Origin of the sequence: Alcanivorax sp., assembly GCF_017794965.1 — a bacterium.
In the GTDB taxonomy this organism is placed as follows: Bacteria; Pseudomonadota; Gammaproteobacteria; order Pseudomonadales; family Alcanivoracaceae; genus Alcanivorax.
On record NZ_CP051240.1, the window covers coordinates 335,237 to 348,169 of the forward strand.

A 12,933-nucleotide genomic window follows, 5' to 3' on the forward strand; every position below is an offset into this window, starting at 1 on the left:
TCAGGACAACCAGATTGCGGAGAGACGATGCGCACACTTCAGGTGGCTCTTGCCGAGCGCAGCTACCCCATACACATTGGTGAGGGATTGCTGGACAGCTTCCCGCTGGCGGAGCAGGTCCGCGGCAACCAGGTGATGATCATCACCAACGACACCATTGCTCCCCTCTATCTGGACCGGCTGGTCGCCCAGTTTGCAGATATCCAGTGCGATACGCTGATTCTGCCTGATGGCGAAAAATTCAAGACGCTGGATACCCTGGAAACGATCTTTGATGCGCTGATGAGCAAGCGTCACTCTCGCACCACCACCCTGATTGCATTGGGGGGGGGGGTGATCGGCGATATGGTCGGCTTCGCGGCAGCCTGCTACCAGCGCGGCGTTGACTTCATACAGGTGCCCACCACCCTGCTGGCCCAGGTGGATTCCTCTGTGGGGGGCAAGACAGCCGTCAATCATCCCCGCGGCAAGAACATGATCGGTGCCTTCTATCAGCCGCGTCTGGTGCTGATTGATACGCGGGTGCTGGAGACCCTGCCGTCTCGTGAATTGGCCGCCGGTTATGCGGAAGTGGTCAAGTATGGCCTGATTCGTGATCCGGATTTTTATCACTGGCTGGAAACCAACAACGACAAATTGTTGTCCAGAGAACCAGCGCTAATCGCAGAGGCTATTTACCGCAGTTGCGAGAACAAGGCGCAGGTGGTGGCGGATGACGAGACGGAACAGGGCAATCGTGCCTTGCTGAATCTTGGTCATACCTTTGGTCATGCCATGGAAACCGCCACAGGTTATACCCATTGGTTGCACGGTGAGGCGGTGGCAATGGGGATGATTATGGCGACACGCATGTCCTGTGAACTCGGCTGGGTGGAGTCGGGCCTTGAAGACGCGTTGACGACCTTGCTGGCGAGCTGGAATCTGCCCGTGTCGGTGCCGCAGGGCATGACGCCTGCCCAGTTTCTTGATCTGATGGCCATGGACAAGAAGGTGCACAATGGCCAGCTTCGTCTGGTGTTGCTCAAGGCATTGGGGCAGGCTGTGGTGACAGCTGACTACGACAAGGGAGCCCTGGACAGGACTCTGGAGGCGTTTTGTGGAGTTTGATGAAGACCGTTTTTTCAGTGGCGCATCCCGGGGAGATTACCTGGAGGCGCTGACCGCCCATGCGGGGCTGGGCTCTGTGGTGATTGTGGACGGTGAGCGCGGCAGCGGTGTCTCCACGCTGCTGGGCCAGGCTGTGATGGCGCTGCTGGATGATCTGGAGGTGGTGCGCATTGATGGCGCGGATCCCCATGATGGCAACGTGGTCGTGGATGCCCTGTTGCGCCATTTTGATATCGAGCGTCCCGATCTGCCGGAGACCCTCCGCCATGCTCTGGTGGATGGCCGTATTGTGGTCGTGGTCGACAACGCAGAGCAGTTGTCTGCTGAGGCGCTGTCGACCATGGCGTCCCTGAAGCAGAAGCTGGGTGGCAAACTGGGCTATTTCTTTGGCGGTCTGCCTGGGCTTGTCGAGCCGGTCAGGGCAGCAGGGTTTGCCGTTGATGATGTGCTGACGCTGCCGGCATTGATGGCTGAGGATGTGCAGGATCTTGCCTGGTTTGTGCTTGGTCTGGAGCTGGATGACACGGAGTCAGAGAGTCAGTGTGAGCAGGCAGGGGGGAACCTGGGTGAAACTCTGCACGCCCTTGCCCCGGAGAGTGCTCTGGTCTCAGCGGACTCCGGAACGGACAACACGATGCGTTTCGGCGCCCGCGAACCAGAGCCGGTTGATGAACTGGATGACCATGGCGACGGTGCGTTTGTGGATGCGCCGCCACAAGCGGGTGAAGAAGAGGCTGAGCGAGCTGCGCCCCCCTGGCGCCATATTGCTGCCGTGGCCGGGCTGTTGGTCGTGGTGCTGTTACTGTGGGTCGGTCTGTCTTCGGATGCGCCGCAAGAGCAGAGTGCAGCCCGATCCATTGCATTGCCGGCACCACAGGGTAATGGTGACGGGGTGAGCCAGCATAAAGAGTCGTCAGCCAGCGAGGGCGAGGATGCCGGGGGGCGGCCGTTGCAGCCCACGATGGAGCCCGTGGCTCGTCTAGAGGACCTGGACGCGCGGGACGCCAATGCCCGTGAGGAAGGGGAGGTGATTCTGGAGCCGGTGTCCGATCCGGTGATGCAGTCTGCCCCCCCTCCGAAGGATACCGTGATGGCCCTGCCGGAAGCGCCTGAGGCGGGGGGCGGTGAGGCTGAGGTTGAGCCTTCGTCAGGCCAGACACCGGAGGAGGCGCCCGCGAGTGATACCGGGCCGGCGCCGCTGGTGGATGGGCAGGGCTATCAGCACGCGGGCTGGCTCGCAACCGTGGATGACAGCCGCTGGTTCCTGCAGATCACGGCTACCAGCCAGCAGGAGGGGGCGCGTCAAGTGCTTGAGCAGATTGACCGTAACGGGGCCTATTACCGGGCCGAGCGTAACGGCAAGGCCGTATGGCTGGTGCTGGCGGGGGAGTATTCCAGTCGTCAGGCTGCCCTGGATGCTAAATCCGCACTGCCAGCAAAATTGCAGCAGGCTGGGCCATTTCCCCGCAAGATGGGCGACATTCGGAGCGAACTCTAGCCTTTTCGTCCCCTCTTCTTAAACAAAATTGCGGGTTGGGCGCGTGTTCAATTTGTCGCCCAACCCTGCAATGTGTAGAATGCATATCCCTTTTTTGCCGTCACCGCTAGCCTGACGCCATTTGCCTTCTGTAAGTCTCTGAATTTCAAGAGGAAAGGTTTTGATGCAGCAGAACTCAACGCTGGTGCGGGGGCTCACTGAGCCCGGAGAATTCCGGGACAACTGTGGTTTTGGTCTGATTGCCCATATGGAGGGCAACGCCAGCCACGAGCTTTTGCAAACCGCCATCGAAGCACTGACATGTATGACCCACCGGGGCGGCATTAATGCCGACGGAAAAACCGGTGATGGCTGCGGTCTGTTGCTCAAGAAACCCGATTCTTTCTTCCGCAAGGTTGCGCAAGATCGGTCCATCGACTTGCCCGATAACTACGGCGTGGGGATGATCTTCACCCACCCGGACAGTGATGAAGCGGACAAGCAGAAAGCCGCCATCGACGCTGCGCTTCAGGCGCAGGACGTCCGGGTGCTGGGTTGGCGCGAAGTGCCCACCGATGACGCCTGTCTGGGTGAGCTGGCCCGCGCCTCCCTGCCCGGCTTCTGGCAGGTGCTGGTGGCCGCCGATGGCAACACTGAACAGGAACTGAACCGTCGCCTGTTCTTTGCCCGTCGTCGTGCGGAGCAGGCCATCGAGAGCGACGGCTACTTCTATGTGTGCTCTTTGTCTGCCTCGGTCATTTCCTATAAAGGGCTGATGATGCCGGTGGATCTGCCGGCCTTCTTCCCGGATCTGGGTGACGACGCCATGGAAACCGCCATTGTGGTCTTCCATCAGCGCTTCTCCACCAACACCTTGCCGCAGTGGCCGCTGGCCCAGCCGTTCCGTTACCTGGCCCACAACGGTGAGATCAACACCGTTCAGGGTAACCGTAACTGGGCACTGGCACGGGAAAGCAAGTTTGCCAACGACTTGCTGCCGGGTCTGGAAGAACTGAGCCCGCTGGTCAACCGTACCGGTTCCGACTCCTCCAGCATGGACAACATGCTGGAGATTCTGCTGTCCGGCGGCATGGATCTGTTCCGTGCCGTGCGCATGATGATTCCGCCGGCCTGGCAGAACGTGGATACCATGGACGCGGACCTGCGCGCCTTCTACGAATATAACTCCATGCACATGGAGCCCTGGGATGGCCCCGCCGGCCTGGTAATGACCGATGGCCGCTATGCGGTCTGTATGCTTGACCGTAATGGTCTGCGTCCGGCGCGCTGGGTGGTCACCAAGAACGGTTTCATCACCCTGGCCTCTGAAATCGGCGTGTACAGCTACAAGCCGGAAGACGTGGTGGCCAAGGGCCGTGTGGGGCCGGGCCAGATTCTGGCGGTGGATACCGAGACCGGTGAAGTGTTGCACACCAAGGACATTGATAACCGTCTGAAAGTGCGCCACCCCTACCGTGACTGGCTCAAGAGCAACGCCCTGCGCATCGAAGCGGATTACGACCATGAAGTGGGTCGTACTGACGAGGTGGATCCCCAGGATCTGCTCAGCTACCAGAAATTCTTCCAGATCAGCTTTGAAGAACGTGATCAGGTGCTGCGTCCGCTGGCCGAATCCGGCCAGGAAGCCACGGGTTCCATGGGGGACGATACCCCCATGGCAGTGTTGTCCCGCCGTGAGCGTCAGCTGTCTGATTACTTCCGTCAGCAGTTTGCCCAGGTCACCAACCCGCCCATCGATCCGCTGCGCGAAGCCATCGTGATGAGCCTGGAAACCTGTGTGGGTGCCGAGCGGAACGTGTTTGAAGAAACCGCCGATCATGCCGATCGTGCCATCCTGTCCACGCCGGTATTGTCGCATTCCAAATTCACCAACCTGCTCAACATCGACCGTCCTGGTTACGATGTGGCCAAGCTCAGCCTGCACTACGATCCGCAGGTGGGCCTCAAGCAGGCGGTGCTGGACCTGTGTGAAGAGGCCGCGCAAGCGGTACGCGACAACAAGGTGATACTGGTGCTCACCGACCACGGGATCAGTCAGGATACCCTGACCATTCCGGCGTTGATGGCCACCGGGGCGGTGCACCACTCGCTGACCGAGAAGGGGCTGCGCTCCGACGCCAACATCATTGTGGAAACCGCCACGGCCCGTGATTCCCATCACTTTGCCGTGCTGTTCGGTTTCGGTGCCACCGCGGTCTACCCGTATCTGGCCTATGACGTGATTGCCGATATGGTCCGTTCCGGCGAGCTGCTGGGTGATGCGGTTGAATTGCAGAAAAACTTCCGCAAGGGCATCAACAAGGGCCTGATGAAGATCCTGTCCAAGATGGGCATCTCCACCATTACCTCCTACCGGGGTGCCCAGCTGTTCGAGGCCGTGGGCGTCGACCGCGAGGTGGTGGATCTGTGCTTCCGTGGCGTGGCCAGCCGTATCCAGGGGGCCGGTTTCGAGGACTTCGAAGCCGACCAGCAAAACCTGGCCAAGGATGCCTGGAAGCAGCGCAAGCCCATTGATGCCGGCGGTATTCTCAAGTTTATCCACGGCAAGGAATATCACGCCTTCAACCCGGACGTGATTCACGCCCTGCACCGCGCCACCCAGGACAACGACTACGATGCGTACCGGGAGTATGCCGAGTTGGTCAACAAGCGTCCGGTAGCCACCCTGCGCGACATGTTCGCCTTGCGGGATGACGTGGACGGTATCAGTGTGGACGACGTGGAGCCGCTGAAGGACATCATGCTGCGCTTTGACTCCGCGGGCATGTCTCTGGGCGCATTGAGCCCGGAAGCCCACGAAGCCATTGCCACCGCCATGAACCGTATTGGCGGCCGCTCCAACTCCGGTGAGGGCGGTGAAGATCCGGCCCGTTACGGTACCGAGCGCGTATCCAAGATCAAGCAGATCGCCTCCGGCCGTTTCGGCGTGACCCCGCATTACCTGGTCAATGCTGAAGTGCTGCAGATCAAGGTGGCCCAGGGCGCCAAGCCCGGTGAAGGTGGCCAGCTGCCAGGCGGTAAGGTGAATACCCTGATCGCCCGTCTGCGTCATTCTGTGCCCGGCGTGACCCTGATTTCACCGCCGCCGCACCATGACATCTACTCCATTGAGGATTTGGCCCAGCTGATCTTCGACCTCAAGCAGGTCAACCCGGATGCCCAGGTATCCGTGAAGCTGGTGTCTGAGCCCGGTGTGGGCACGGTTGCCTCCGGTGTGGCCAAGGCCTACGCCGACCTGATCACCATCTCCGGTTACGACGGTGGCACCGCGGCAAGCCCGCTGACCTCCATCCGTTACGCCGGTTCCCCCTGGGAACTGGGGCTGGCAGAAGCGCACCAGGCGCTGCGTGGCAACGACCTGCGTGACAAGATCCGTCTGCAGACCGACGGTGGTCTGAAGACCGGTCTGGATGTTATCAAGGCGGCCATTCTGGGTGCCGAGTCCTTCGGTTTCGGTACCGTGCCGATGATCGTGCTGGGTTGTAAGTACCTGCGTATCTGTCACCTGAACAACTGCGCCACCGGCGTGGCCACCCAGCGTGATGATCTGCGTAAAGAGCACTACATCGGTGCTCCGGAGCTGCTGATCAACTACTTCACCTTTGTGGCTCAGGAAGTGCGTGAGCTGCTGGCAATGCTGGGTGTGAAGAGCATCCCCGAGCTGATCGGTCGTACCGACCTGCTGAAAGTGCTGGAAGGCGAAACCGCGCGTCAGGGCAAGCTGGATCTGACACCGATCCTGCGCAACGACCTGGTGCCGGCCGACAAGCCGACCTCCTGTCAGGTCAGCCGCAACGAGCCCTTTGACAAGGCCGTGCTCAGCCAGAAGATGGTTGATGACATGAAAGTGGCTATCGACAACAAGTCTGGTGGCTCCTTCAACTACGAGATCACCAACTGTGATCGCTCCGTAGGTGCCCGGGTTTCCGGTGAGATTGCCAAGCAGTACGGCAACCTGGACATGGAAAGCGCGCCGATCAAGGTTCGCTTCACCGGTACCGCAGGTCAGAGCTTCGGTGTGTTCAACGCTGGCGGTCTGCACATGTACATCGAAGGGGATGCCAACGACTACGTGGGCAAGGGCATGGCCGGCGGCAAGCTGGTGATCCGTCCGCCCAAGGGCAGCCCGTTCAAGAGTCAGGAAACTGCCATCATCGGCAACACCTGTCTGTACGGCGCCACCGGCGGCAAGCTGTTTGCCGCAGGTACGGCTGGCGAGCGCTTCGGGGTGCGTAACTCCGGTGCGCACACGGTTGTGGAAGGTGCGGGCGATCACTGCTGCGAGTACATGACCGGTGGCTGTGTCACCGTGCTGGGTCGTACCGGACACAACTTCGGTGCCGGCATGACCGGTGGTTTTGCCTTCGTTCTGGACGAAGACAATGACTTCTTCGACCGCATCAACCCGGAACTGATCGAGTTGCATCGCATCAGCTCCGAAGCCACCGAGTCTCATCGCAGCCACCTGCGTGGTGTGATCAGCGAATACGTTGAAGAGACCGGCAGCGAATGGGGCCAGTACATTCTGGATAACTTTGATGCCATGAGCCGCAAGTTCTGGCTGGTGAAGCCCAAGGCCGCAAGCCTGGACAGCCTGCTGAACTCCACGCGCGCCAATCCGGCATAACGGAGGTTGGGGAGAACATGGCTGAGCGTTTGAACAACAATTTCCAGTTTCTCGACGTGCCACGACACGATCCGAAGAAAAAGGACATTGAAGACCGCAAGAACAAGTACGAGGAAATCTACTACCCGTTCGAAACCCGGGAAGTGGAGCATCAGGCGCACCGCTGTCTGCACTGTGGTAACCCGTACTGTGAATGGAAATGTCCGGTTCACAACTACATTCCCAACTGGCTGAAACTGATCAGCGAAGGGAACCTGATGGAAGCGGTGGAGTTGAGTCACCAGACCAACTCCCTGCCGGAAGTCTGTGGTCGTGTGTGTCCGCAGGATCGTCTCTGTGAAGGGGCCTGTACCCTGAACGACGGTTTTGGCGCGGTGACTATCGGTGCCACCGAGAAGTACATCACCGACACGGCGTTGGCCATGGGCTGGCGTCCGGACATGTCCAAGGTGGTCTGGACTGACAAGAAGGTTGCCGTGATTGGTGCGGGGCCTGCCGGCATCGGCTGTGCCGACGTGCTGGTGCGAAACGGCGTCAAGCCAGTGGTCTTTGACCGTTACGAAGAAATCGGCGGTCTGCTGACTTTTGGTATTCCCGAGTTCAAGCTGGAAAAGCCGGTCATGGCCAAGCGCCGTGAAGTGTTTGAAAGTATGGGCGTGGAATTCCGTCTGGGCGTGGAAGTGGGCAAGGACGTCACCATCGACGAACTGCTGGCCGACTACGATGCGGTCTTCATGGGCATGGGTACCTACACCTACATGAAGGGTGGTTTCCCCGGTGAAGATCTGGATGGCGTGTTCGAAGCACTGCCCTTCCTGATTTCCAACGCCAACCGTAACCTGGGCTTTGAGAAAGACGAGGCTGATTTCATCGGCATGGCTGGCAAGCGTGTGGTGGTGCTGGGTGGTGGTGATACCGCCATGGACTGTAACCGTACGTCCATCCGCCAAGGTGCAGACTCTGTCACTTGCGCCTACCGCCGTGATGAAGAGAACATGCCGGGCTCCCGCAAGGAAGTGGCCAACGCCAAAGAAGAGGGCGTACAGTTCCTCTTTAATCGCCAGCCCATCGAAGTGGTCGGTGAAGATGGCAAGGTGGTCGGTGTGAAGGTGGTTGAAACCAAGCTGGGCGAACCGGACAACAACGGCCGTCGTCGTCCCGAGCCGATTCCGGGCAGTGAAGAGATCCTGCCAGCGGATGCAGTGATCGTGGCGTTTGGTTTCCGTCCCAGCCCGGCAGACTGGTTTGCCGACAAGAACGTGAATACCGACGATTCTGGCCGCGTGACCGCTGCCGAAAAGCAGGAATTCCCGTTCCAGACCAGCAACGAGAAAATCTTTGCCGGTGGTGACATGGTGCGTGGTTCCGACCTGGTGGTTACTGCCATCTGGGAAGGCCGCGAAGCCGCCAAGGGTATTCTGGATTACCTGGATGTATAAGCGGTTGACGCTGGACGCCTGACGCCAGACGCTTTAAAACAGTAGTGCCAGAAATGTTGCGGCTCCGCAGAGATTCTTTGCGGAGCCGCAATGCTATCAGAAGCGGGTTGAGCGTCGGGCATCATGCCTCAGGCGTCCAGCCAGGACTTTAGGACTTATTAATGACTTTCGCCCCTCTCCAGAACGACCTGTTTCTTCGCGCCCTTAACCGGGAATCCGTCGAGCGCACGCCTATCTGGATGATGCGACAGGCGGGGCGCTACCTGCCGGAATACCGCGCCAGCCGCGAACATGCCGGTTCGTTCATGGATCTGTGCAAGAACGCCGATCTGGCCTGTGAGGTGACCCTGCAGCCGCTGGAGCGCTACCCGCTGGATGCGGCCATCCTGTTCTCCGATATTCTGACCATTCCGGATGCCATGGGACTGGGGCTGTACTTCGAGACGGGTGAAGGGCCGAAATTCAAGAAAGTGGTGCGCACCGAGGCCGATGTGGCGGCGCTGCCGATCCCGGATGCGGAATCGGATCTGGGCTATGTGATGAATGCCGTGAGCACCATCCGTGGCGCTTTGAATGGTCGTGTTCCCCTGATCGGTTTCTCCGGCAGTCCCTGGACGCTGGCCACCTACATGGTGGAAGGCGGCTCCAGCAAGGATTTCCGTCACCTCAAGGGCATGGTCTACAGCCAGCCGGAACTGGCCCATGCCATGCTCGACAAGCTGGCCCAGTCGGTTACTGCCTACCTGAATGCCCAGATCCGTGCCGGTGCCCAGGCTGTGCAGATTTTTGATACCTGGGGCGGGGCACTGTCTGCCGAGGCGTACCAGCAGTTCTCCCTGAAATACATGAAGCAGATCGTGGACGGCCTGATTCGCGATCATGATGGCCGCAAGGTGCCGGTGATTCTGTTCACCAAGAACGGCGGCCTGTGGCTGGAGTCCATGGCGGATACCGGTTGTGATGCCCTGGGTCTGGACTGGACCATCAATATCGGCGAGGCCCGCCGTCGGGTGGGGAGCAAGGTGGCTTTGCAGGGGAATATGGACCCGGCGGTACTGTACGCCTCACCGGATGCGATTCGCGCAGAAGTGAAGCGTATTCTGGAGGATTTCGGTGATCATCCCGGGCATGTGTTCAATCTCGGTCATGGCATCACGCCGCAGGTTGACCCTGAACACGCGCGGGTCTTTATTGAGGCTGTGCACGAGTTCAGTACGAAATAACAGAAAGGCAAGCTACAAGCCTCAAGCTGCAAGCTACAACGCGGTTGAAGGCTTGATGTGTGTTGAACGCTGGAGTCCGCGGCCAACGTGTCGGCGCGGCTCCAGCGACATCAAACCTGACAGATCCTTGATTCGCGTTGCAGCTTGTAGCTTGAGGCTTGCCGCTGCTCTAAGGGGGGGGGATTCCAATGCGATATTTGATCATCGCGGTGCTGCTGTGCTGGTCGCTGCCAGCGTTGTCCATGTCACTGGCCCTGGCCAAGGTCGAACGGGCCGAGGACGGTGAAACCGAGCAGCAGGTCTGTGACCGGGCATTAGCCAAGATGACCGAGGAGCTGCATGGCAGTCTTCTCAGTGTGATTGAGGCCACAGATGCCTATCGGCAGCGGCGACTGGCTTACAAGGAACAGGGGCTGGAAAGCGCATTGCTGGATGAAGCCTATCTGAGCCAATTATTCCAGGAGAAGCCGAGGGTAGAAGGGCGTCGCTGGACGGGATCACGCTGTTCCGTTCGCGCCCGTTACGAAGCGGATATTGATGCCCTGGCTCTGAGAGTCATTATGCCGGAAGCGGCGCCGGCCGTCGCAAGCAAGTCCAGTAATCCGCCGCCTCCCGGGGTGGATGAAAAAACCTGGCAGCTGTTCAGTAGCACCCGCGAAAGAGCCGAGTTGTCACAGGTATTCACGACAGTCAGTGCGTTGCGGATGCAGATGGTGGAATACTACGCCATGACCGGTGCCTGGCCGGAAGACCTGAACAGTCTCGGAGTAGCGCCTGAGCAGGTGGTTGGCAAGCGTATCAAGCGCGCCTATCTGTTGCAGGAGGGGCTGCTAAAACTGGAGCTTGCCGGCCCCCTGGAAGGCCATAGCCTGAGTACCTGGCCCACTGACTCAGGGATTCGTGGTGTGGAGTGGCAATGCACCACTACAGTGAAAATGGGGCCCAATAGCTTTTGTGAGCAGGTTGAATAATTCGCTACGAGCTACGAGCTACGAGCTACGAGCTACGAAAAGCGAAAAGAGGCCGCGTCCGGCATTTGGGCGCGGCCTCTTTTGTTTGAGTCGCTATGACATCACACGCGTTGTTGCGTGCAGCGTGATGCGGGGGAGGATCAGTTGAAAGTGTAAAGTTGAAAGTTCAAACGCGATGAACGCCGGGTTTGTGCTGGTACGAAAAAGGCCGCGCCCGGAGACGGGTGCGGCCTTTTATGTGCGCGCGGCGAAAAGCGTCCAGTCAAAACACGAGGTCTTGTTCGCGCGTTTCAACTTTCAACTCGCAACTGCTTTACGCGCCGATTTTACGCATCTGGTAGACGTTGTGGGAGATGGCAACCACCTCGCCGTTGGCGTCTTTCAGTTCCACATCCCACTCGAAGTCACACTTGCCTTGCTCTTCGGTGGTCTTTTCGATGCGGGCAATCTCTTCTTCGCTCAGGGTCACTTCCACAGTGACATCCGTAGTGGCCGGGCGACGGAAGCGGATCGACATGTCCTTGACGATGGGGTAGTACTTCTTGGTGTCGAAGGAGGTCAGGTAGATGGTGCCACCGGGCAGTTCGGCAATGGTGTACAGGGCGCCTGCGTACATGATGCCCACGTGGTTGATGTTGGGCTTGAACGGCATCAGCATCTTGCAGTAGCCGCGATCCACGTCCAGGGTCTGCACTTCGCAGCGCTCAACGAACGGAAAAGTCTTGTCGCTGGCGGATTTGATCAGGTTCTTCTGTTCTTCAGTCAGGGCCATGTCAGTTTCTCCTCAAGTTAACGCGGATGCTAACAAAGGCCTGAACAGTGCAGTGAAGCCGTTTCGTTCACTGCACTGGCGTAAACGGTCAGTCAGGATGAGGGGTTACTGATCCAGCAGCGCGTCGGTCTTGGCGGCGCAGATAAAATCATTGCGGTGCAGGCCCCCGATCTTGTGGGTCCACCAGGTCACAGTGACCTTGCCGTATTCGGTAAGAATGGCCGGGTGGTGGCCTTCCCGTTCCGCAAGTTGGCCTGCCTGATTGGTGAAGGCCAGCGCCTGCTCGAAATTGCGGAAGCTGAAGTGTCGCTGCAGCTTTTCCACGCCGTCTTCTTCTACCTGGATCCATTCGGGGATCTGCGGGAAGAGCGTTTCCTTTTCTTGTTCTGTGACGGCAGGTGCATCGGCACGGCATGCCTCACAGGCTTGGGTATTCAATGTGGTCATGGCGGGTTCCGGTCTCATACTGACAATGGAAGCACGCTTCCATTGTCAGCGATACGGATCAGGTTGGCAATTTACGGCTGGCCGGGTTCGCACAGACGAACCGGGTCGCCGTCGGTGCCGCCCGGGGCCATTTTCTTGAGGATGCGGCGTAGCTTTTCCAGATCGGTGTCGTCACGTACCCGGCCAGGAATTTCCATGCCTGCAGCCAGGTTCAGCAGCACCGCCTTCATCTTCTCGGGCATCAGCACTGGCTGTCTGTGTTGAAGTACATAGATCAGGTCGCCACGTTTGAACAGTAGGAAACCGTAATAGTAGGTACCGCTTTCCGCTTCCAGGTCTTTCACCTGGGCGGCATCAATATTGATGCCGATGATAGCAAACAGTGCCTTGGGCTCGGCGTCTTCCAGGAATTCACGGTAGGAGGCCTCGGCGCTGGTAATCATGGGGGCCTTTGCCACCACGTCGCGAAGATAACTGTTCAGTGTCAGATTGAGCAGTGTCAGATCCGAAGCAAAGCGCGGTGCCTCGATCATGGGGTGATTCTGTACATTCAGGTAGTCCGCACGGAACAGGCGGCCGCTGCCATCCCAGAACGTGGTGGAGCCACCATTTCGGTCACAGCGCTCATCCAGCACCACTTCGCCCCGGAAGGTGTTGATGCTGAGGTCCAGGATGTAGGCGCCAGCAGGCGAGAAGTAATAGTCCCCTTCACGTTCGCCCTGGAGCCCCTGGCAGCCAGCCAGAAGGGAAAGCAGTGACGTGATGAAGAGTAACGCGGCGGTTTTGATTATTTTCATTATTTGCCCCGAATAGGAAAAAGCTGCAGGCACCCTGGCAAGGCGCAGAGCG

Annotated in this window: 9 protein-coding genes; 6 read left to right on the top strand and 3 right to left on the bottom strand. The window is 59.1% G+C overall.

Annotation, left to right across the window (positions count from 1 at the left end):
• Positions 1 to 27 precede the first annotated feature (27 nt).
• From aroB to HF945_RS01620, 6 genes are all read left to right on the top strand, one after another.
• Positions 28 to 1,107: a 3-dehydroquinate synthase gene (gene aroB / locus HF945_RS01595; protein ID WP_290524045.1), complete on the top strand. Its 1,080-nt coding sequence runs from the start codon at positions 28 to 30 to the stop codon at positions 1,105 to 1,107.
• On the top strand, positions 1,097 to 2,605 hold the full coding sequence (locus tag HF945_RS01600) for an SPOR domain-containing protein (protein ID WP_290524046.1): 1,509 nt from the start codon (positions 1,097 to 1,099) through the stop codon (positions 2,603 to 2,605). The genes aroB and HF945_RS01600 overlap by 11 nt, the downstream gene beginning before the upstream one ends.
• Positions 2,606 to 2,768: 163 nt before the next feature.
• Positions 2,769 to 7,232, top strand: coding sequence for a glutamate synthase large subunit (gene gltB / locus HF945_RS01605; protein ID WP_290524047.1), 4,464 nt, complete (start codon positions 2,769 to 2,771; stop codon positions 7,230 to 7,232).
• Positions 7,233 to 7,249: 17 nt separating this feature from the next.
• Complete coding sequence (locus HF945_RS01610) at positions 7,250 to 8,671, top strand: FAD-dependent oxidoreductase (RefSeq protein WP_290524048.1); 1,422 nt, start codon at positions 7,250 to 7,252, stop codon at positions 8,669 to 8,671.
• Positions 8,672 to 8,832: 161 nt separating this feature from the next.
• Entirely contained in the window at positions 8,833 to 9,894 is a 1,062-nt protein-coding gene (hemE, locus tag HF945_RS01615; RefSeq protein WP_290524049.1) for a uroporphyrinogen decarboxylase, read from the top strand.
• Positions 9,895 to 10,082: 188 nt separating this feature from the next.
• The gene (locus HF945_RS01620; RefSeq protein ID WP_290524050.1) at positions 10,083 to 10,865 is read left to right on the top strand and encodes a pilin; all 783 of its coding nucleotides are present in this window, start codon (positions 10,083 to 10,085) and stop codon (positions 10,863 to 10,865) included.
• Positions 10,866 to 11,178: 313 nt separating this feature from the next.
• Here the strand turns inward: HF945_RS01620 and HF945_RS01625 are convergent, their stop codons facing one another.
• The 3 genes from HF945_RS01625 to HF945_RS01635 all read right to left on the bottom strand — a co-directional run bounded on the left by HF945_RS01625 (position 11,179) and on the right by HF945_RS01635 (position 12,881).
• On the bottom strand, positions 11,179 to 11,637 hold the full coding sequence (locus HF945_RS01625; RefSeq protein ID WP_290524051.1) for a YiiD C-terminal domain-containing protein: 459 nt from the start codon (positions 11,635 to 11,637) through the stop codon (positions 11,179 to 11,181).
• A 105-nt stretch (positions 11,638 to 11,742) separates the two neighbouring features.
• A complete protein-coding gene (locus tag HF945_RS01630; protein WP_290524052.1) occupies positions 11,743 to 12,084 on the bottom strand; it encodes a 4a-hydroxytetrahydrobiopterin dehydratase in 342 nt (113 codons plus the stop codon).
• A gap of 71 nt (positions 12,085 to 12,155) precedes the next feature.
• Positions 12,156 to 12,881 carry a hypothetical protein gene (locus tag HF945_RS01635; protein ID WP_290524053.1) on the bottom strand — a complete coding sequence of 242 codons (726 nt, stop codon included), beginning with the start codon at positions 12,879 to 12,881 and terminating at the stop codon, positions 12,156 to 12,158.
• Positions 12,882 to 12,933: the final 52 nt, after the last annotated feature.

Coding starts and splice junctions, on each gene's coding strand:
- hemE (WP_290524049.1), top strand. CDS start 8,833: ATGACTTTCGCCCCTCTCCAGAACGACCTGTTTCTTCGCGCCCTTAAC.
- HF945_RS01610 (WP_290524048.1), top strand. CDS start 7,250: ATGGCTGAGCGTTTGAACAACAATTTCCAGTTTCTCGACGTGCCACGA.
- HF945_RS01630 (WP_290524052.1), bottom strand. CDS start 12,084: ATGACCACATTGAATACCCAAGCCTGTGAGGCATGCCGTGCCGATGCA.
- HF945_RS01620 (WP_290524050.1), top strand. CDS start 10,083: ATGCGATATTTGATCATCGCGGTGCTGCTGTGCTGGTCGCTGCCAGCG.
- gltB (WP_290524047.1), top strand. CDS start 2,769: ATGCAGCAGAACTCAACGCTGGTGCGGGGGCTCACTGAGCCCGGAGAA.
- HF945_RS01625 (WP_290524051.1), bottom strand. CDS start 11,637: ATGGCCCTGACTGAAGAACAGAAGAACCTGATCAAATCCGCCAGCGAC.
- HF945_RS01635 (WP_290524053.1), bottom strand. CDS start 12,881: ATGAAAATAATCAAAACCGCCGCGTTACTCTTCATCACGTCACTGCTT.
- aroB (WP_290524045.1), top strand. CDS start 28: ATGCGCACACTTCAGGTGGCTCTTGCCGAGCGCAGCTACCCCATACAC.